A 19600-nucleotide genomic window follows, 5' to 3' on the forward strand; every position below is an offset into this window, starting at 1 on the left:
ATTGGTCAAAAAGGGCGCCGGGGCAGCGCCAGGAGGCAGGCTACGGTGGCGAGAGGCTGGTAGCAGCTTGGGTGAAGAGATCTTTGAGCGGATGATGGGAAGAGAGATGGATTCGAGTCATCGATTTCTTGCGGATGATGACGGCGCCAATCTTGATAAGCTTCAGGCGGATAGATGCGACGGTGGCTCGGGCCAGGACGCTTCCTTTGAGGACAAGACGTCTGAGGGACTCCAACAGCGTATACGCCAAGCCCGACAAGAGGATTCGCCATTGATTGGCCCACCATCGGTGGGCACTGACACGATCGGCGAAGAGCATCATCTGCTCCTTGATCCGGTTTTCCATCTCGCCTCGGATACAGTAGCGCTGATCGTAGAGTCGCTTGGGCTCGCCAACGATGTTGGTCACGATGAATCGCGGATTGGCCCCCTTGCTGGTGTGCTCGGCCTTGACGATGATCGAGCGGATCCAGCGCCAGGAACCTGCGGCGTAATCAAAGCGATCGAAGAGCCGCTGCTTTTTGCCGGTTAACTCATGAAGAGTGCGGGCGCGCTGCATCAGGTCCTGGGCATGATCGAGCAGGCGGCTGTTTCGGGCGATACCCACGATGTATTTGACCTCGTTGCGATCACACCAGCTAAGCAGCAGGTCGCGGCAAAAGCCGCTGTCAGCGCGGAAAACAAACCGGGTGCGCGGCCAGACCTGCCGCAATCGAGTGACCAGAAGCTTCAGGATCGCAGCGGCATGTTTGGCACCATCGTTGTTGCTTGGACGAAGATAGGCCACAAGCAGCTGGTCACCGCAAAACACATACAGCGGAAGAAAACAATGGCAGTCATAGTATCCATGGAAGTATCGACCCTCCTGGCTTCCATGAACCGGGGCGTCGGTCGCATCAAAATCCAGGATGACAACCGGCGGAGGGCTCTTGTGCGAAGCGATGAACTGCTCGATCAACACCTCGTTGATCGTCCGGGCGCTCTGACGTGTCTGGGCGTTTTCAAAGCGTGACAGGGTAGGCGCACTCGCCAGCTCGCAATCTTTGCCCACGGCGATCTGGTGGATGCTGTCGTGACGCAACTGGGCCGAATCGTTCAGATCCTCCCATCCGGCGCACAGCCCATAGACTCTCTGACGCAGCATTGATTCTGACTCGTGGCGCACCTTGCCCACCTGTCGTTCGTCATCGAGGCGTTCGGCTACCTGTTCGATCAATCCCAGCTTCCGGTCGACCTGCTTAACCAGCAAAAGCCCTCCATCTGAGCTGATCTCGCCACCGGCAAAATCCACTTCGATCTTGCGGCCATTTACTCTTGAAAACCCGATGCCCTTGAGGCACATTTTCTTCATCGCGTGTTTGGTTGATTATTTTGCTACCCACTGATTATCAGTGGGTAATCAGACACGCGATACTTTTTTACGAAATATCCAGGTTCTTTGTCTTCGAGCCGATGGCGACTCACGGGGCGGATGCCTCACTCGGCCGACTCTTCGCCGTATCCAACCTCATCCTCGATCTTCTCCTCCTCTGTGTCGTCGTACTGAGCTTCCTCAACGACCACAAGCCGGCCATGCGGTCGATGCTGAAGGTGATGACCCTGGCTCTCCTTCTGTTGACCATTGCGGACTTTCTCGCCGCCTTCGTCAGCCTGGGGACCCACTACGAATTCCGCGGATTCAAGAGCCCCGCCTGGGGAGTGGCCGCCGGATTCCTCATCATGACCGCGCTTCACCAGAAGCATCTCCGTTTCCACGGAGTCGCAATTCCCATCCCCCAGCTCGATCGCGGCAAGATCCGCCTTCTCTTTCCTCTGATCTCAACCGTCATGGTCGGCGTCTTCCTCGGGATGACGCTCTTTGATCGGGAACGGTTCATGGATTACATCCCGTTCGCCCTCGTCTCGGCCTTCTTCCTGATGTCGCTCATCGTTCTGCGGCAGACCGTGACCGCGCGGGAGAATCTCCGGATGGCCGAAGCCATGCGCAGCGCCAAAGACACGGCCGTTTCGGCCAGCGGCGCCAAGATGCAATTCCTTGCCAACGTCAGCCACGACCTGCGCACCCCTCTCAACGGCGTCCTCGGCTGCGCCCAGATCCTTCGGCGGGACAAGACACTCGGCACCAAGCAGAAGGAACTCGTCCGGACCATGCAGAGCTGTGCCGAACACCTTCGACAACTGATCAACGACCTTCTCGACCTCTCCAAGCTCGAAGCCAACAAGCTGCAACTCATCCTCCAGCCCTTCGACATCCGGATCATGCTCGACGGCCTGATCAAGACGTTCTGGCTCGAGGCTCAGAACAAGGGTATCTCCCTCGAACTCGAGGTCCGCGATCCCTTTCCCGAATGGGTGGAGGGCGACCAGAAACGCATCCATCAGATTCTCGGCAACCTCCTGCACAACGCGATCAAGTTCACCGAAAAGGGCGGCGTGAAACTGCGGGTTGAATCCGACGGCAACTCAACGCACTTCACCGTCGCCGATACCGGATGCGGGATCATGCCGGACCGCGTCGCCGGCCTCTTCCGCCCGTTTACGGAACTCGATGAAAAATCGCTGAAACTCGAAGGGACCGGGCTTGGGCTTTCCATCAGCCACAAGCTGACCGAAATGATGAATGGTTCCATCACGGTCGAAAGCATCGTCGGTCAGGGAACCAGCTTCCGGGTCGATCTCCCGCTGCCCACCACCGATCCCGTCGTCGAGATCCAGAAGACGGTCGTCGACTACCACGGACGCCGCCGCCGCATCCTCGCGGTCGATGACAAGGAAGCGAACCTCATCGTCATCCGGACCATGCTCGAGCCGATCGGCTTCATCGTGGATACGGCAGCAAGCGGCACCAAGGCCCTCGATCTGGCTCAGTTCGCCAAGCCAGACCTGGTCTTTCTCGATTTGATGATGCCGGGCATGGATGGATTTGAGACCGCCAGCCATCTTCTCGCCGCCCACCCGGACCTCTGCATCGTCGCGGCCACCGCCCATACTGGCGAAGCCATGACCGAGCGGGCCCTCGCCGCCGGCTGCCGTGATGTCGTCAACAAACCGATCGAACTGAACACCCTTCTGGATTCGATCAAGAAGCATACCGAGATCGAATGGGTCTTCGGTGTGATCAAGCCGAACCCCGAGACCGAGCAGAAGAAACTGACCATCGATCAGATCGATACACCCGCCCAGGCCGATCTCGATGACTTCCTCGACCTCGCCCGGCGCGGCTACGTCAAGAGCCTGGAGGAACGGGCCGAACGTCTCGTCCAGGAGAAACCCGATTTCACGCCGTTTGCCCGACGGGTGGAATCGATGGCCAGAGATTTCAAGCTGACCGAACTGGCGGCTTGGCTCGAGAGTCTTAAGGAGGGCAATCATGAGCGCAACTGATCAATTGTCCGGAACCGTCCTCGTGGTCGACGATACCCCGGGTAACCTGCGGGTTCTCGTCGAGTCCCTGAGTAACCGGGGACTGAAGGTCCTCGTGGCGACCGATGGCAAAAGCGCCATCGATCGCGCCACCTACGGCCAGCCCGACCTCATCCTGCTCGACGTCATCATGCCCGGAATTGATGGCTTCGAGACCTGCCGTATCTTCAAGGAGAAATCCGAGACCCGGGATATTCCGGTCATCTTCATGACCGCGCTCTCCGACACCAGTCAGAAGGTCAAGGCATTCGAGGTCGGTGCCGTCGATTACGTGACCAAACCCTTCGAGGAAGAGGAATTGATCGCCCGGGTCTACGCCCACCTGACCATCCGCCAACTCCAGGCCGACCTCCGCCGCCGCAACCACCAGCTCGAGGAACTCAATCAACTCAAGAACGAGTTCCTTGGGATGGCCGCTCACGATATCCGCAATCCGCTCACCACCATCCTCGCCGCCTCCGAACTGCTCGAGATGACCGCAGCCAAGGCGACTCCAGAAAAGCTGACGAAGATGGCGCAGCAGATCCAATCGGCCGGCAAACGGGTCCAGACCCTCCTGACCAACCTTCTCGACGTCAACGCAATCGACTCGGGCGCGCGCCACATCGATATCCAGCCCATCGAGGTTGCGTCCGTCCTCGAACAGACCGCGACCCGACACGAAACGTCCGCCCGGGACAAGGACATCCGCCTCATTCAGGATCTCGAATCCAATGGCGATTGCATTCTCGCGGACGATACCGCGATCGGGCAGGTCCTCGACAATCTGGTCTCCAACGCCATCAAATATTCCGAGCCGCACAAATCAGTCTGGATCACCAGCCAGCGCGCCGAAAACCGGATCAGCCTCTCGGTCCGTGATGAAGGGCCAGGCCTTTCCGAGGAAGACCTGGGCAGGATGTTCAAGAAATTCGCCCGCCTGACCCCGCGGCCAACAGCCGGTGAAACCTCAACCGGTCTGGGTCTCTGGATCGTCAGGGAGCTTGTCAAGTCCATGCAGGGAGCCATTCGCTGCGAGAGCGTCCTGGGCCAGGGAACCTCCTTCATCGTCGATTTTCCCGCCGTGGCGGCCGAAGCCGCGGCCGGAGGCTGATCGAAAAGGCAGAAGCTCTCCAGGGCGTGCTAGACACTTACGAATCGAGCGATTCGCCTCAGGCGGCGGCTGGCCTGCCATGGATCCTCCCTGGAGGTAGGGCGAGGGCCTCCGGACCCGCCACCCCTACCATGGATGCTCCGTAGAATCAGGGCGAGGCTGGCCGGGGACATCCAGCCCTGCTATGGATCCTCCCTGGAGGTAGGGCGAGGGCCTCCGGACCCGCCGTCCCAGCCGGAAACTCTGGGGAACTCTCTCGAATACCTGTTACCCTTCAAAACGTTGCGTAACACTCAAAGATGAAGTGTGTTTCCAACAGCCTCTAGGGCGTGTTTCCCGCAATCGTTCCCTGAACCGGTGAGTCGACAGACTCGACCCCGCCCGACTGAGCCGGCCTGCTCCGGGAAGGCCAGAGGGTGAGACAAAGCAGGCAGATCGAAATACCGGTGATCATGGACCAATACCAGAGTCCGGATCGGTCACCCTCACCTGCGTTTCCTGCCGCTGCATCCATGGATCTGTTGAATCGGGGTCGTCAAGGGGCAATCCCCTCCGCCTCTCTTTCATCGGTGCAGGTCTCGCAATCTTGACCCCCGCTTCGACCCGGGCCGGCGGATCACCCCTTATCGATTCTTGCAGACGCAAGGCTGCCCGTCACCATACCCGGGCAATGGCCAATCCAAGGAGCCCAGCCGGGATGCCCGTCCCGTCCCATGACCCCTACGCCGCCCTGCGATTCTCGTCCTACCTCCGCTTCCTTGCCGGGAATTTCCTTCATATCTTCGGGCGACAGATGCTCGCCGTCGCCGTGGCCTGGCAGGTCTATGAATGGACCGGTTCGGCCACCGCCCTCGGTCTCATGGGATTCCTCCATGCCATCCCGCTCCTCCTGCTCACCCTGCCCGCAGGACAACTGGCGGATCGCGTGAACCGGAAGTGGATTCTCTGCGTCTCGCTCCTGATTTCCGGCGGCCTGACCGGACTGCTCGCCACCCTCACCTTCTGGCCCCACCTGGTTCCGGACGGCCCCCTGGCCCGGGGCGCCAATGACGTCATCCGTCAGCTGGCCCTGTTCTTCGAACGACAGGTCGATCCCGATCAGCTGCACTTTGATCACCCGGCCCTGCCGGTCGTCTACCTGATCGTTTTCCTGACGGCGACCGTCCGCATTATCAGCGGACCGGCCCGCACCGCCCTGCTGCCCCAGATCCTTCCCCTCACCGCTTTCAGCAACGCGGTGACCTGGAACGCCAGCGTCTTCGGCGTGGCCAACGTGGCCGGCCCGGCCCTCGGCGGATTCATCATCGCCTATGCGGGCTTTGCCCCCGTCTACCTCTTCGATGCCTGTTCGGCCTTCGCCTTCTTCTTCCTCCTTCTACCCATCCGTTACCGCGCGGAAACAGTCGAGAGACCCGGCCTTGCGACCGAACACCTTTTCGCCGGCCTCCGCTTCGTCTGGACCGACAAACGTATCCTTTCCGCGATTACACTCGATCTTTTCGCCGTCCTCTTCGGTGGAGCCGTCGCCCTCCTGCCCATCTACGCCGACCGGATCCTCGGGGTGGGTGCGATCGGGCTGGGCTGGCTGCGGGCGGCGCCCGCCATCGGATCCATGACCATGGCGCTGTTCCTGGCGCACCGCCCACCGATGAAGCGTCCCGGCATCACGCTCATCCGGGCCGTCGCCGGCTTCGGCCTGGCCATTATCGGATTCGGCCTCTCCACCTGGTTTCCTCTCTCCCTGATCTTTCTCCTGCTGTCCGGCGCCCTCGACAACGTCAGCGTCGTCGTCCGGCATTCCCTTGTCCAATTGCTCACGCCCGACTCGATGCGCGGCCGGGTGTCGGCCATCAACCAGATCTTCATCGGGTCCTCCAACGAACTGGGCGGGCTCCGCGCCGGATTGATGGCCGCCTGGCTAGGCGCCGTTCCCGCCACCATCATCGGCGGCATCATCACCATCGCCGTGACCGCAGGCGTGGCCCGCCTCTGGCCCGGTATCCGGTCGGTCCCCCCGCTCAACACCATCCAACCCGAAAGGGAGGCCACGACTCCGGAGGACTGAACCGACGGCGGCTCCGCGACCGGACCGATTTCGAGCAAAGATCCTTCCCACCCACTTTCCCAACTGCTAACAGTCTTTCATGATCGTCGTCCACGTTCACGTTCAGGTGAAGCCGGAGTGCGTTGAAGCCTTCCGGACCGCCACCATCGAAAATGCCCGCAACAGCATTCAGGAGCCCGGCATCGCCCGCTTCGATGTCGTTCAACTGACCGAAGACCCCACCCGTTTCCTTCTCGTTGAAGCCTATCGTGATGCGGGCGCCCAGGACCGCCACCGGCAAACCGGGCACTACCAGACCTGGCGGACCACCGTCGAATCGATGATGGCCACACCGCGTTCCGCCACCCGATACACCAGCGTCTTCCCCGAGGAATCCGGATGGTAACCGGCCCCGCTTTCGAGTTCGCCACCGCAGGGCGTATTCTCTTCGGTCCGGGTCGACTCCGCGAGGTCGGCCCCCTGGCGGCCGCCTTCGGGACCCGCGCTCTCCTCGTCACCGGTGCCAACCCGCGCCGCGCCCGAGATCTGATGGACGGTCTCGAGGCAGTCGAAGTCTACCATCAGGAATTCTCCGTGGCCGGGGAGCCAACCACCGAAACCGTCCAGTCCGGGGTCGCCCTCGCCCGGTCCTTTGGTGCTGAAATGGTCATCGCGATCGGAGGCGGCAGCCCGATTGACGCCGGCAAGGCCATCGCCGCCGTCGCCACCAACCCGGGCGACCTCTTTGACCACCTCGAAGTCATCGGACGGGCCCAACCTCTCCATCAGGCTCCCCTGCCCTTGCTCGCCATCCCGACCACCGCCGGAACCGGCGCCGAAGTCACCCGCAACGCCGTCCTCACCTCGGCCGAACACCGGGTCAAGGTCAGTCTGCGCAGCCCCCTCATGCTGCCCCGGATCGCCTTGGTCGATCCCGATCTGACCCATGACCTGCCGCCCGGCCTGACCGCAACGACCGGGATGGATGCGCTGACCCAGCTGCTCGAACCCTTCGTTTCCAACAGGGCCAATCCCATGACCGACAGCTTCTGCCGTGAAGGCCTGGTCCGCGCGGGCAGGTCCCTGCGAAGGGCGGTCCGTGATGGCAAAGACGCCGGCGCCCGGAGCGACATGGCCCTCGCTTCCCTCCTCGGAGGCCTTGCCCTGGCCAATGCCGGGCTCGGCGTCGTTCACGGTTTCGCAGGTCCCATCGGCGGCCGCTTCGACGCACCCCACGGAGCGATCTGCGCCGCCCTTCTGCCCGCCTCGGTCGATGCCAACCTGAAGGCCCTGCGGGCCCGGGCGCCCGATTCCCCGGGCATCGACCGCTACGAGCAAGCCGCCCGTCTCATCACCGGCCGCAAACGGGCCAAGGCTGAAGATCTTGTCGAATGGCTCAAGACCCTCACCCAGGCCATCGGCATCCGGGGACTGGGAGCCTATGGAGTCACCCGCGACCACTTCCACGAGCTCATCGCCCAGGCCTCCCGGGCCAGCAGCATGAAAGGCAATCCGCTCCAGTTGAAGGAAACCGAACTCTCGACCCTCCTCGGCCGCTCCCTTTGACTGGTCCGCCGGATCAACGATCACTCAACTGACCTGCAGGTGAGGCCTGATGCCTCAAGACAAAACCCAACCAGCCCATTCCCATGTCTTCCACCAAGCCCCTCATCGCCATCATTGACTGGAAATCCTCGCCCCTGAGCGAACCCGAAGCCCTCGTTGAGAAGCGGGTCGTCGGGGATGCCGCCCGGGTCGAGACCTACCTTGCCGACATGGACGGCATTCTTCCCGACCCCGTCTATCAGGCCGATGCCATCCTCATCTGGCACAATATTCCCTTCCGTGAGGCCACCCTCAAGAAACTGACCCGCTGCCGCGCGATCGTCCGCAACGGAGTCGGCTTCGACAGCGTGGAAATCGAGGCCGCCCGGAAGCTGGGGATTCCTGTCTGCAACGTCCCGGACTACGGCACCGAAGAAGTGGCGGATCACGCCATCGCCCTGACCATGGCCCTCTGCCGTCAGCTTTTTCCCCTGGACGCCGAAGCCAAGAGACTCGGGTGGAAGATCCGGGTCCAGGCCAAGCTTCGGCGACTCCGCACCCTGACCTTCGGCATCGTCGGACTCGGACGCATCGGAACCGCCGCCGCCCTGCGCGCCAAGGCCCTCGGGTTCCGCGTCGTCTTCTTCGATCCCTACCTGCCCAACGGGGTCCAGAAAGCCGTCGGGATTGAGCGGGCCGCCACCCTCGACGACCTTCTCCGACAAACCGACGTCCTCTCCATCCACTGTCCTCTGAACAAGGAAACCCACCACCTCATCGGCCGGGATCAACTCAATGCCCTCAAACCCGGGGCATTCGTCGTCAATACCGCCCGGGGCGGCATCATCGACAAGGCGGCCATCCTTCAGGCCCTCCGGGAAGACCGGATCGCCGGGGCCGGGCTCGACGTCATCGATGATGAACCTCTCAAGACCGCCGAGGAAGCCGACACGCCCAACCTCATCGCTACCTGCCACGCCGCCTTCTGCAGCCAGGAGTCGGTCGAGGAAATGCGTTCCACCTCCGCCCGGATCGGTCTCGCCGCCGTGCAGGGCCGTCCCCTCGAGAATGTCGTCAACTGACCCCAGGCCGCCTCGCGCACGCTCGTTCAAAGAGCGGGACGCCCCGCCCGGACCGGTCGTTGACCTCGACCCGGTGGTCGAAGCGACCGACTATTCCCAGGCCTACTCGGAAAGCCGGTTCAAGTCCAAGATGGCCCGCTACGCCCTGACCGCCGGCCAGGCCCTGGCCGAGAAGGCCCTCACCCTCTTCTACGTGCTCCGCGATCCCGACACCCCGGCCCGGGCCAAGGTCATCATCATCGGCGCCCTCGGCTATTTCATCGTCCCGCTCGATGCCATCCCCGACCTCATCCCCGGGGCCGGCTTCAGCGACGACCTCGGCGCTCTCGCCGTCGCCCTCACCCTCATCGCCGCCCACGTCAAACCCGAGCACACCGAACGGGCCCACCGGGCCGCGGTCCGCATCTTCCACCCGCGGAAGAAGGGGTGAGAAGATTCCCCGGAAAGAATACGTAGTTGGCTAGAATGGTGCTTAGTTAACCCAAGGGTGCTTGTCGTTGTTTTGTCTCGGACAATCGTTGCGGCTGGCCGGGGACGTCCAGCCCTACCACGGATGCTCTGATTTCAGTTGGCAGGGCGAGGGCCTCCGGACCCGCCGTCGAAGAGCAGTCAACACCCCGTTGGCTGATCCGACTCTTTCGCCAACCAAGCGCCACTCTAGTTTCCTACGTATTCTTTTCCCTATCAAAACCATACGTAGCAGACTACGTTTGGTTTCAAAACAGACGGAACGGACAGGCAGCCGACGCCTATCTTCGGGATTGCCTCGCGGCCCACTCCCGCCATCATCGCCGTCGTTTCACTCGCTCCAACCCCGCCCTGAAAGACCGATCGTGATGAAAAAATACCTGCTGGCACCCTTCCTTGGCGCCCTTGCCATGTTCATCTGGGGATTCGTCTATTACGGAATCTCCGGGATCCCCTACCAGGCCCTCCAACCCGCCCGGGACGTCGGACCGGCCCTCGACAAGCTGTTTCCCACCTCCGGCACCTACATCATTCCCGACCCGCGGACCGAAGAACCCGCCCTGTCCCGGCAACTCGAGGCCGGACCCTTCGCCACCGTCCACATCACCAAGGGCGCCATGCCGGCCATGGATCCGGTGGTCATGGTGAGCGGTTTCGTCCTCGAATTCGTCTCCTGCCTGCTCCTCGTCATCCTCCTCGGCCTCACCCGGATCGGTGGCTACCCGGACCGGGTCATCTTCGTCATCGTTGCCGGGGTTCTCATGGCTTTCTTCGCCCATGGCGGCCAGGCCGTCTGGTGGCACCAGGATTGGAACTGGCAACTTCGCACCATCATTCACGACGTGGTCGCCTTCGGGTTGGCCGGGGCGGTCATCGCCGGATTCATCAAGTCCGGCAAATAGGTCGGGCCGCCGCACCCACCGGCAGCCCCGGTCGGACGGGGCTCCAAGTGTAATGTAATTCTGGATACGTCCGGTTTCGATTCGGTTCTTGCCTGGGCCGCCTTTCGATGATCCGCTTGCGGGATGAAAGCCCGAACCGACCGATCAACCGGATGATGGACCGCGACTACTGGGAGAACGTCGCCGATTCCTACGACACCGAGATTTTCAGCGTCCTCGAACACGACTCCGACCAGTTGATCGGCCGGCGGATCGAGCGATTCGGCGACCCGGAGGCCGCCGCGGCCGACCTCGGTTGCGGAGTCGGCCATTTCATCCCGCTGCTGGCGGAGAATTTCGGACGGGTTCTGGCCTGTGATCTCTCGGCCCAATGCCTTGATCAGGCCCGGGAGCGCTACGCCGACCTTGCATCCGTCGACTATGCGCGGGTGGACCTGGCGGGGCGGCCGAATGCCAGACCCGATTTCGATTTCGCACTCTGTATCAACGTTCTGATCACAGAGGATCTTGCCGCGAGGTCCCGCGCCCTGCGCAACCTGTCCGGCTACCTCCGGGAGGGCGGCCATCTGATTCTCGTCGTCCCCTCCCTCGAATCCGCCCTCCTGACCAGCGCCCGGATCATCCAGTGGAATCTTCGCGACGGCCACGCACCCGCGGAGGCGGCTTGCCTGGGCCTTCCACGCCACGGTTCGGTCCGCCAGCTTCACCGCGGCAATCTGCCGATCGATGGAGTTCCGACCAAACACTACCTTCGCGAGGAGCTCGAATTCCTGCTTCCCGATCACGGATTCGAAATCGAGGAAATGGAAAAAATCCCCTATTCGTGGTCGACCGAATTCGACGACCCGCCCGCCTGGATGCAGCAACCGCATCCGTGGGACTGGATGGTGGTGGCCCGGCGGGAGTAGCCGGTTCCCGGGATCAGCCCCGGTCTATTCCGCGTCCCCGAACCTCACGCAAACCGGCCGGGGAACACTCACCTTCATGTCGGTCCGCATGAGGTGTCCTTCGTCGCCAATGCGGAAGACAACAATCGAGTTGGAATTCTGATTGGCCGCAAAGAGGAAGCCCCCGGTCGGATCGATGGCGAAGTTCCGGGGATTCATCCCGCCGCTGGGGACATGACCCATCGAACGCAATAAGCCGGTGCCCTGGTCGACGGCAAAGAGGGCGATGGAATCATGGCCCCGGTTCGAAGCGTAGAGGAACTTCCCGTTCGGATGCACCAGCACCTCGGCACCGGAACGCTCGCCCTCCCAACCGCCAGGGAGCATGTCGATGGTCTGAATCGGTTCCATCCCGCCGGTCGACGCCTGATAGGAAAACACCGTCAGGTTTCCGGCCATCTCATTGAGGACGTAAACACGAGCCCCATCCCGGCTGAAAGCCAGGTGGCGCGGACCGGAGCCCGGTTCAACCTGCGAGAATGGTGGAAAATTCGGGATGAGGCGGCCGTCCTCGGGGTCAAACCAATAGATCATGACCTTGTCCAGACCCAGGTCGGCGACCAGGGCCCGCCGTCCATCCGGAGTCAGGTTGATGGAATGGGCGTGGGGGCTGCTCTGCCGGACGGGATCCGCGCTGCGACCCGTGTGTTTGAGGTTCGCCCCGCTTTCCCCCAGCCGACCGTCCGCCTCAATCTCGAGGGTGGCCACGCTCCCGTCGCCGTAGTTGGCCACCAGCACCCAGCGGCCACCTGGATCCACCACGAGATGACACGGGCCAAACCCTCCCGAAGACCGCTGATTGAGCCGGGCCAATCCGCCGGTCATTCCATCGATGGCGAAGGCGACGACCTGATTCGCATCGGGCTCTCCCGTTTCGCCGACCGCATAGAGGTAACGCCCGTTCGGGTGAACCGCCACAAACGCGGGATTGGCACACCTCCCGACCTGACCGGTCAGTTCGAGGGTCTCCGCCGAGGGATCAAAGCGCAGAACATGGACGCCGCCCTCCGGGTCGTCCCCGGTGTAGGTACCGACGAAAACAAAAAACGCACCTGCGGCCGCATGACCCATAAGCACCGAGATTAGGGAGAGCAAAACGAAAAAGACGAGTCTCGAACCAGGAATGGTCAAACCAAATCAGAGTTGACGCTTGAGCGCGGTCACGAGCCGGTCAACCACCTCGGGTCGGGCGTTCCCGCCCATCAGGCCGATTCGCCAAATCTTCCCGGCAAGCGGCCCCAGGCCACCTCCAACCTCAATGTCATCCTCCTTGAGCAGGCGACCGCGCACGGCCGCCTCATCCAGCCCATCCGGCAATCGCAGAGTGGTCAGCGGATGCAATCGGCAGGAGGCCTCAACCAAGGGCTCGAACCCGAGCGGCTTCATCTGGCCGATCAGGTACTCCGCCGCCGCCCGATGCCGCTGCCATCGGGCCTCAAGCCCTTCCTCGAGAATCAACCGAAGCGCCTCATTCAGGGCGTAGACCATGTTGACCGGAGCCGTATGGTGGTAGGCTCGGGCGCCGCCGCGGCCGGTGCCGACATAAGCCAGCAATTCCTTCAGGTTGAGGTAGAAACTGGGGACAGGCGACCGCCGGTTCTCAAACGACTTCACCGCACGGTCCGAAACGGTCACCGGCGACAGCCCCGGAGGACAACCCAGACACTTCTGGGTGCCGGAAAACGCGAGATCCACTCCCCATAAGTCAATCTCCACCGGCATGCCGGAAAGCGAAGTCACGCAATCGATGGAAAAGAGAGCTCCCCGCTGATGCGCGAAGTCCGCCATCCCGGCCATGTCCTGATAGACCCCGGTCGAAGTCTCGCCACTGACGACATGAACCAGCTTGGGACGGACTTCGTCGATGGCGGCAAAGAGAACATCGCGGTCGACCGGCTTGCCCCATTCGAAAGGCACGCGGCGGGTCTCCACCCCCATGTTCTCGGTCAGGTTGGCCATCCGCATGCCAAAGACACCGTGCACCGCCACCACCGCCCGGTCGCCCGGCTCAAGAAAATTGACCGCGATGAACTCCATTCCGGCACTACCGGTCCCGGAGACCGCAAAAGTCACCGGATTCGTGGTCCGCATGATCCGGCGCAGCTGGTCCTTGGTCTCATCCATGATCGCGATGAAATCGGGATCAAGATGTCCGAGCGTCGGCTGGGCCAGCGCCTTGAGCACGCTGGGCGCCGGATTGCAGGGACCGGGGCCGAGAAGAAGCTTCTCGCGAATCGGAATGTGGCTCATGAGTCAATGAGATGACCGCATCTCAACGGGTCAAACGTGAAAGACAGCGATCTGCCGCCTCGTCCGTTCCGAGGGTCACCCCTTCTTCAGGACCATCAGGATCTCATGGCTGTCCGCTTCGGCCGGATGACAGTCCATCACCGTCCAATCCAGTCCGAGCCGTCTGATGGTTTCCCTGACAAATGCCTCAAATGTGACACTGTTCCAGACATGGGCATGCTCCCGCCGACGACGGCAATGGGCGATATCGTCGGCAATCCTCCGATCAGGGTCCTCAAAGACATGTTTGCCGACATGCCGAAGAAAGTCCATGTAGTGCTCATCCGAGACCGTTTCCACTCCCTCCTCATATTCCGCCCAGAGGTGATCAAAGGAGGTCAGCGCCCTCTCCCGGTCGTAGGTATACCTCATGTCCGGCGCGGCGATGACCGCAAGTCCTCCCGGTCGACAGATGAAGTGAATGTCCTCCAGCATGGCCACCGGATTGGCCACATGTTCGATCACATGATTGGCGATGACAAAATCCACGCTCGCCGAGCCCACTTTTCTCAGGTCCCTCCGGTCAAGATCACCAACATGGTCGACCTGAACCAGGCGGCTATGGTCCAGTTCCGGGAACGCAGCGATCGCACTCTCTCTGTCCATCGCATCGAAATACCTGACCGTGGCTCCGGCCGGAACCGGGGTCGCTTCATGCAGAGCCCCTATCTCCAGCCCCGACCCGACCAGCCGGGCACACGCTGCCTTCCGGTATTTCATAACTGGGGCCCACTATTCGCGGAGAGGGACAGGGCGCAAGACCTCAGGACGATCGGTCACGAATCCCGGGGCCCGCCGGATTCCACCGTTCAGGCCACCGCCGGAACCCCCGTCTCCGACACCGCAGCCTTCTCCGGTCTGACCCACTGGCTCACGATCAACGAGACGAAGGCCAGGGCCGCCCCGGCATAGAATATCACCTCGTATCCGAAATAGTACCAGACAAACCCGCCGACCAGAGGAGCGGTCACCGCAGCCGCGTGGTTCATGGTGACCCCCATCGAGAGGGTCGGCTTGAGATCCTCGCTTGGGGCAATCTTGTAGAGGTAGGTCGTCAGGGCGATGCCTCCAAAAAAGATGACATTGTCGAGGCAATAGAGCACATAGAGGGTCGGACGGTGGGTGACGGTCGCGTAGCCCGTAAAAACCAGGATCAGTCCGAGGTAACTCCAGCTGAGCATCCGCCTCTCCCCAAACCGATCAACCCAACGTCCGACCGTCGGCCCGGTCAGGGTGACCAGGATCTGGTTGATCAGAACCAGGACCATCGTCGTGGTGATCGGCATGCCGTGCACCTTGACCAGGGCAAAGATGGCGAAGGTGATGAACATCTGCTTGCGGCACCCCTGCAGGAACTGGAGCAGGTAGTAGACGGTATAACGGCGTCGGAAAACAAAGGACTTTTCGCCGGTCACCCGGCGGCGTGAGGCGAAGAAGATGGTCAACCCACCCACCATGGTGACCCCTCCGGCCATGATGAAGAGTCCGTTGTAGCCGATGAAGCGGTAGAACCCCAGACAAAGCCCGATGGCCAGGAGCCACCCTACGCTGGCCACCGCCCGCAGTTGCCCCAGCCACCTCCCCTTGGTCTGCCCGGGGGAGAATTGCAGGGCCATCGACTGCTCGAGCGGTATCCACGCGTGGAAGCCGATACTCCAGATGACCGAAAAGATCGCCAGGGAATAGACATTGTCCACGACCGCATACGCCATCAATCCTCCGCCCATCAGGATGAGGGACAACCCGGCGAAGAGCGGAGCGGCCAAACCCGCAAGGACTGCGATGATCAGCGCATTGAGGAAGCCGGGGACTTCCCGCAGCGCCTCGATGACTCCAAGCTGGTCGGCTTCGATCTGCAGGCGATCGACAATGAAGTTGTTGAAGAGGGTCAACTGGACCCCGAAAAACAGGCCGACCGAAAAGACGGCGACCGCCAATAGGGTAAAGTCCCTGTTCCACTGACGGATTGCCTCTATGGGTCGAGCCACTCCTCCATGCTCATCGGGCAGATCCACCCAGGCAAGCAGCGAGTGGCCTACTCAATCTGGGGAAACCTCAATTCCACCTCTCAATCCCGGCGAACCTGAACCGATTTTCAGACCAGGGGAGAATCCAAGAGACCGTGCGCCGCATCCATTACGCCATCCTGATCGGTCAGCTGCTGTCATTCGCACTGATCATCACCTTCATCTTCGCGGATGCCACTTTCGGGTTCGTCAACACCCTCGTCGGCGACGAACCCTCCGCCTTCTTCAACAGCCATACCGCCTCCGCCTGCCTCGTGGGCATCGTCGGTGCGGCCAGCATCTGGGTGAGTTATTTCTATATACGGAAATCCCAGACCATGCGCGACTGGATCGTTCTCTGCGCCTGGACCCAACGGGTGAAGTCCGGCAACCAATGGATCACGATATCCGAGTTCCTCTCCGACCACCTCGGCTACAATGTGTCTCACGGCATGTCCGAGGAGGTGGTCGAGGAATTGCGGACCGAGATCGATTCCAACTGGCGAAAACTGAAAACAGTCACCGACCAGGCGGAATCGGCCGAGACTGCGGCGGCCCCACCTGCCCCCAGGCCACCACCGGGCATGCCCCTGAAGCAACGTCCAAACCGGCGCCCGCCGGTTTTTCCCTCATCCACCTGAGGGACGGTCCGGCGGATTTCGCGATTCCGGGGACAGCCGCTTCCCTGCCCGTCCCGGCGGCAGCGGCATTTCCAATCCGCCGGAAGCCTCACCGGCACGGATTCAGAAGACCTTCCGGACCGAGAGGATGAACTGCCTCCCCATACCCGGAATGGAATCCCCCGGGTTCAAGGTGCCACTCGACGGACCGAGCGCCCCGTCCGCCACGGGAGCCTGCAGGTATTCATGGTAACGTCGATCGAAGAGATTCTCAATTGAGAGCTCGACCTGCCAACCCCGACCCGCCTCGACAACCGATCTCAGATTCCAGAGGTCGAAATCCTCCGTATCCCGGTAGAGGGGCATCGCTTCAGGATCCGGATTCGTCCGGGCGCCGACGATCCGGGTCTCCATTCTCAGAAGGACCCGAGGGAGCCTGTTCTGGCTCTTCCAGGTAAATCCCGCGCGGATATCCCAGGGAGGGATTTCCGGCAAACCGACTGAAGTCGCGCGATCCCGCCCGCGAACAAAGGCAAATGATCCGTCGAGCCCCATCCCCCAGCGCGCCAGCCAGCCCGGTGTCCATTCCGAGATCAACTCAAGCCCGGTCAGGGCCACATCCCGGTTTCTGAACCCGTAGACGAGGGGACCTGAAGCGATTGCCTCGCGCTGAATAAACCCGTCCACCCTGGCCAGGAACCCCCCGGCATCCAATCGCCAGCCGTCTCCTTCCATCCGCACCCCCAGATCCGCCTCCCATCGGGTCTCAGCGCCCAGGGAGGGATTGCCCACCTCCATCCCTCCACCCAGCGCATTGAGAAAGGCCCGGTAACGATCGCCCTCCCCCGGGGCCGCCCGCACCATGCCGATACCGGCGTGGCCTGTCAGTTCGGACGAACCGGCGGATACCGGCACCTCCAGGGTGATCGAGGCGGCCCCGGCCCAATCGTCCCGGGCCGTGATCTCGGCCTCAGGCCCGTTGAATCCTCCATAGTTCTCGCGGATGGTCGCCCCTCGGGCTCCCGGCAGTGCTTCCACCGGATCGTCTGCCGCAAGAGCATCGCTCCAAGCCCGGTCCAACCGCACTCCGCCCACCAATCGCCAGCCCTCCGGCTCATTCCACCGGACTTCGGCAAACGCCCCCAGATCGGTCGTCTCAAGTTCCGGCCAAATGCGATCGCGATACTCCGCCCCCGAAACCAGCGAGCGCACTCGGGTCGAGTCGCGCACCTGGCGGCTCAGGTCCAACCCCATCTCGAACTGTCCCGATCCGCCCATCGCCACGGTGCCCGAGAAGCGCCCCCCCAGGCTCTTCGCCTCGGACCGCGCCGTCACCAGCCGGATCGGAGAACCCGCCATAATCGGCCGATCCTCGCTCGTCAGGTACGGACGTGTGACGGCATAACCCAACCGCCCCGCCCAGGTGACCCCCGCCGCCTCCCAGGACGTTTCCAGGGTCAGCACAAACATCGAAGTGTCCTTCATGTCGAGCGGCAACGAGGCGTTCCGGGTCAGGAATTGGTGACTGCCCATGACACTGAGAGCGGTGGAACCTCCGACCGGACCGTTCCAGACAACCGTTCCGGCCAGCCCGCTCATTCGGAAGTCCGCGTCCACCCAATCGTCACCGCCGGTCCGGTAATCCCCGAACCAGGCCCCACTGGCCGCTCCGGAAACCCGACACCCCTCCGCCACCCTGGCTTCTCCGGAGGCCGCCAGGTTACCCCCTTCCCAACCGGACCGGGCCGATGCCGCCAGACGTCCCGGGGTGCCGGATTCCCCCGACCCCGGACCTTCGAGATCAATCCGTCCGCTCGTGGTTACCGTGCCCCCGGTGACCGAGGGGAAAGCCCGAGTCACCGAAACGTCCGCCACCGACCCCGGGAAGAAAAAGCCGATCGGCGCAAGATGGGTTGGCGAACCTCCCGGAAGTCGGAGGCCGTTGAAGAAGGTGGCCACCCGCTCGCCCCCCAGACCGCGGACCACCGGTTCGAGGGTGGCGGCCCCCCGGCGGCTCATTTCCAACCCGGGCAGGATAATGAGGGCGCGCGGCATGGTGACCGCTTCCAGCCCGGATCCATCCTTGCCGGAGAGGGACGCGGACCCGAAGGACCACCCGTCCAGAGGCACCCCTTCGACCGCGTCGTCCACTTCGTATCCTGGCAATGAATACACACCGTAGACCGTCTCCTCATCGACCGCCGCGGAGAAGGCGGGGGCCAGGATCAGCAAAAGGATCGGGATCCAGCGCTTCATCGTCCGAGGAGGATGAGGCCGGCCGTGCCCAGGATGCTCAGGCCCGCCCCCAGGAAATAGTTCGCGCGCAGTCTCCGGACCTCGAGCCGGCGCGCCATCGGCACGGAGACCAGCGTGGCCGTCGCGACCACGGCTTGGACAATACCCGGGTTGCCGACTTCGCGAATGGCCCAGAGCAGACATCCGACGCCAAAGACCGGTCCCGCCAGTGCATTGGCCACCACCCAGGATCCCGCCCGAGCCGACCACGACCCCGGGGCGGCGCCGGTGGGCCCCTCGTCCGGAAGTCCGCGTCGTCCCACTCGAACGGCCCAGGCCAGGACGGCGGCAACCAACGCCACCGTCACTCCCCCAAGCAGCCGCTGATAAGCCGCGGACAACGGCTCCAAGGTGTCTCCCGCCGCCTCAATCCTGAGAAACGCACTCTTGCTCAGGGTCCAGCTGATTCCCTGGCCAACCGACGCCACGACGGCAAAAGCGGCTCCCGCGATCAGGGTGCGTCGGGGAAGGTCCGGCAATCGAAAGGGCGCCAGGCCGACCAGAACGCCCCCGATCGAAACCAACCCGAAGACCATCTGCAAGGGAGTGAGCGACGCCCCGAGATACCACCAGGAGAGACCGGCGGTCGAAACGGCCGCAGCGCATTCCACCACCAGCAGGCTGAGGGTCGAGCCGATTCGCGGAAATGCCTGGAACATGCAGAGCCCCCCCAACCCGAATCCAATCGCCCCGGCCAGAAAAAACCGTCCAAACTGGCCACCTCCCCACCCGTTGCCCCAGACATGCGCCCAGATCGCGAGAAGGACCACCGCGACCAGCAGGCGCCCGAGATTGGCCCGGACTCCTCCAAGCATTACCGCCGCCTGAGTCGCAAAGACCGCAGTCAGCGCAAAGAGTAACGTCGACAACAGAGTGGGTAGCATGG

General features: G+C 62.6%; 18 protein-coding genes. 10 read left to right on the forward strand and 8 right to left on the reverse strand.

Going from position 1 to position 19600, the window contains the following annotated elements:
* Positions 1 to 40: 40 nt before the first annotated feature.
* Positions 41 to 1342, reverse strand: coding sequence for an IS1380 family transposase (locus R3F07_15600; protein MEZ5277805.1), 1302 nt, complete (start codon positions 1340 to 1342; stop codon positions 41 to 43).
* A 110-nt stretch (positions 1343 to 1452) separates the two neighbouring features.
* On the opposite strand from R3F07_15600, the gene R3F07_15605 reads away from it, so the two are divergent.
* Complete coding sequence (locus tag R3F07_15605; GenBank protein MEZ5277806.1) at positions 1453 to 3384, forward strand: ATP-binding protein; 1932 nt, start codon at positions 1453 to 1455, stop codon at positions 3382 to 3384.
* Positions 3371 to 4516: a hybrid sensor histidine kinase/response regulator gene (locus R3F07_15610; protein MEZ5277807.1), complete on the forward strand. Its 1146-nt coding sequence runs from the start codon at positions 3371 to 3373 to the stop codon at positions 4514 to 4516. The genes R3F07_15605 and R3F07_15610 overlap by 14 nt, the downstream gene beginning before the upstream one ends.
* A 322-nt stretch (positions 4517 to 4838) precedes the next feature.
* On the opposite strand, the gene R3F07_15615 is transcribed toward R3F07_15610, so the two are convergent.
* Complete coding sequence (locus tag R3F07_15615) at positions 4839 to 5030, reverse strand: hypothetical protein (GenBank protein MEZ5277808.1); 192 nt, start codon at positions 5028 to 5030, stop codon at positions 4839 to 4841.
* Between the two features lie 183 nt (positions 5031 to 5213).
* On the opposite strand from R3F07_15615, the gene R3F07_15620 reads away from it, so the two are divergent.
* The 7 genes from R3F07_15620 to R3F07_15650 all read left to right on the forward strand — a co-directional run bounded on the left by R3F07_15620 (position 5214) and on the right by R3F07_15650 (position 11465).
* Positions 5214 to 6581, forward strand: a complete 1368-nt coding sequence (locus R3F07_15620; GenBank protein MEZ5277809.1) for an MFS transporter — start codon at positions 5214 to 5216, stop codon at positions 6579 to 6581.
* A 79-nt stretch (positions 6582 to 6660) separates the two neighbouring features.
* The gene (locus R3F07_15625; protein ID MEZ5277810.1) at positions 6661 to 6966 is read left to right on the forward strand and encodes an antibiotic biosynthesis monooxygenase; all 306 of its coding nucleotides are present in this window, start codon (positions 6661 to 6663) and stop codon (positions 6964 to 6966) included.
* Positions 6960 to 8126 carry an iron-containing alcohol dehydrogenase gene (locus R3F07_15630; protein ID MEZ5277811.1) on the forward strand — a complete coding sequence of 389 codons (1167 nt, stop codon included), beginning with the start codon at positions 6960 to 6962 and terminating at the stop codon, positions 8124 to 8126. The genes R3F07_15625 and R3F07_15630 overlap by 7 nt, the downstream gene beginning before the upstream one ends.
* Before the next feature lie 83 nt (positions 8127 to 8209).
* Positions 8210 to 9187: a C-terminal binding protein gene (locus R3F07_15635; protein ID MEZ5277812.1), complete on the forward strand. Its 978-nt coding sequence runs from the start codon at positions 8210 to 8212 to the stop codon at positions 9185 to 9187.
* 73 nt (positions 9188 to 9260) lie between these two features.
* Positions 9261 to 9617, forward strand: a complete 357-nt coding sequence (locus R3F07_15640; protein ID MEZ5277813.1) for a YkvA family protein — start codon at positions 9261 to 9263, stop codon at positions 9615 to 9617.
* A gap of 406 nt (positions 9618 to 10023) precedes the next feature.
* Entirely contained in the window at positions 10024 to 10557 is a 534-nt protein-coding gene (locus tag R3F07_15645) for a hypothetical protein (GenBank protein MEZ5277814.1), read from the forward strand.
* 152 nt (positions 10558 to 10709) lie between these two features.
* Complete coding sequence (locus R3F07_15650) at positions 10710 to 11465, forward strand: methyltransferase domain-containing protein (GenBank protein MEZ5277815.1); 756 nt, start codon at positions 10710 to 10712, stop codon at positions 11463 to 11465.
* A 24-nt stretch (positions 11466 to 11489) separates the two neighbouring features.
* Here the strand turns inward: R3F07_15650 and R3F07_15655 are convergent, their stop codons facing one another.
* From R3F07_15655 to R3F07_15670, 4 genes are all read right to left on the reverse strand, one after another.
* Positions 11490 to 12635, reverse strand: coding sequence for a lactonase family protein (locus tag R3F07_15655; protein MEZ5277816.1), 1146 nt, complete (start codon positions 12633 to 12635; stop codon positions 11490 to 11492).
* A gap of 6 nt (positions 12636 to 12641) precedes the next feature.
* Positions 12642 to 13754, reverse strand: coding sequence for an alanine--glyoxylate aminotransferase family protein (locus R3F07_15660; protein MEZ5277817.1), 1113 nt, complete (start codon positions 13752 to 13754; stop codon positions 12642 to 12644).
* 75 nt (positions 13755 to 13829) lie between these two features.
* Positions 13830 to 14513, reverse strand: coding sequence for a class I SAM-dependent methyltransferase (locus tag R3F07_15665; protein ID MEZ5277818.1), 684 nt, complete (start codon positions 14511 to 14513; stop codon positions 13830 to 13832).
* A gap of 89 nt (positions 14514 to 14602) precedes the next feature.
* On the reverse strand, positions 14603 to 15781 hold the full coding sequence (locus R3F07_15670) for an MFS transporter (GenBank protein ID MEZ5277819.1): 1179 nt from the start codon (positions 15779 to 15781) through the stop codon (positions 14603 to 14605).
* Between the two features lie 134 nt (positions 15782 to 15915).
* Here R3F07_15670 and R3F07_15675 point away from each other — a divergent pair, with 134 nt between their 5' ends.
* Positions 15916 to 16440 (forward strand): hypothetical protein, encoded by a 525-nt coding sequence (locus R3F07_15675; GenBank protein ID MEZ5277820.1) that lies wholly within the window; start codon positions 15916 to 15918, stop codon positions 16438 to 16440.
* A 102-nt stretch (positions 16441 to 16542) separates the two neighbouring features.
* Here the strand turns inward: R3F07_15675 and R3F07_15680 are convergent, their stop codons facing one another.
* Both R3F07_15680 and R3F07_15685 read right to left on the reverse strand, forming a co-directional pair.
* A complete protein-coding gene (locus tag R3F07_15680; protein MEZ5277821.1) occupies positions 16543 to 18675 on the reverse strand; it encodes a TonB-dependent receptor in 2133 nt (710 codons plus the stop codon).
* The gene (locus tag R3F07_15685) at positions 18672 to 19598 is read right to left on the reverse strand and encodes an EamA family transporter (protein ID MEZ5277822.1); all 927 of its coding nucleotides are present in this window, start codon (positions 19596 to 19598) and stop codon (positions 18672 to 18674) included. Before R3F07_15685 ends, R3F07_15680 begins: the two co-directional genes overlap by 4 nt.
* Positions 19599 to 19600: the final 2 nt, after the last annotated feature.

The organism is Opitutaceae bacterium, assembly GCA_041395105.1.
GTDB lineage: Bacteria > Verrucomicrobiota > Verrucomicrobiia > Opitutales > Opitutaceae > B12-G4.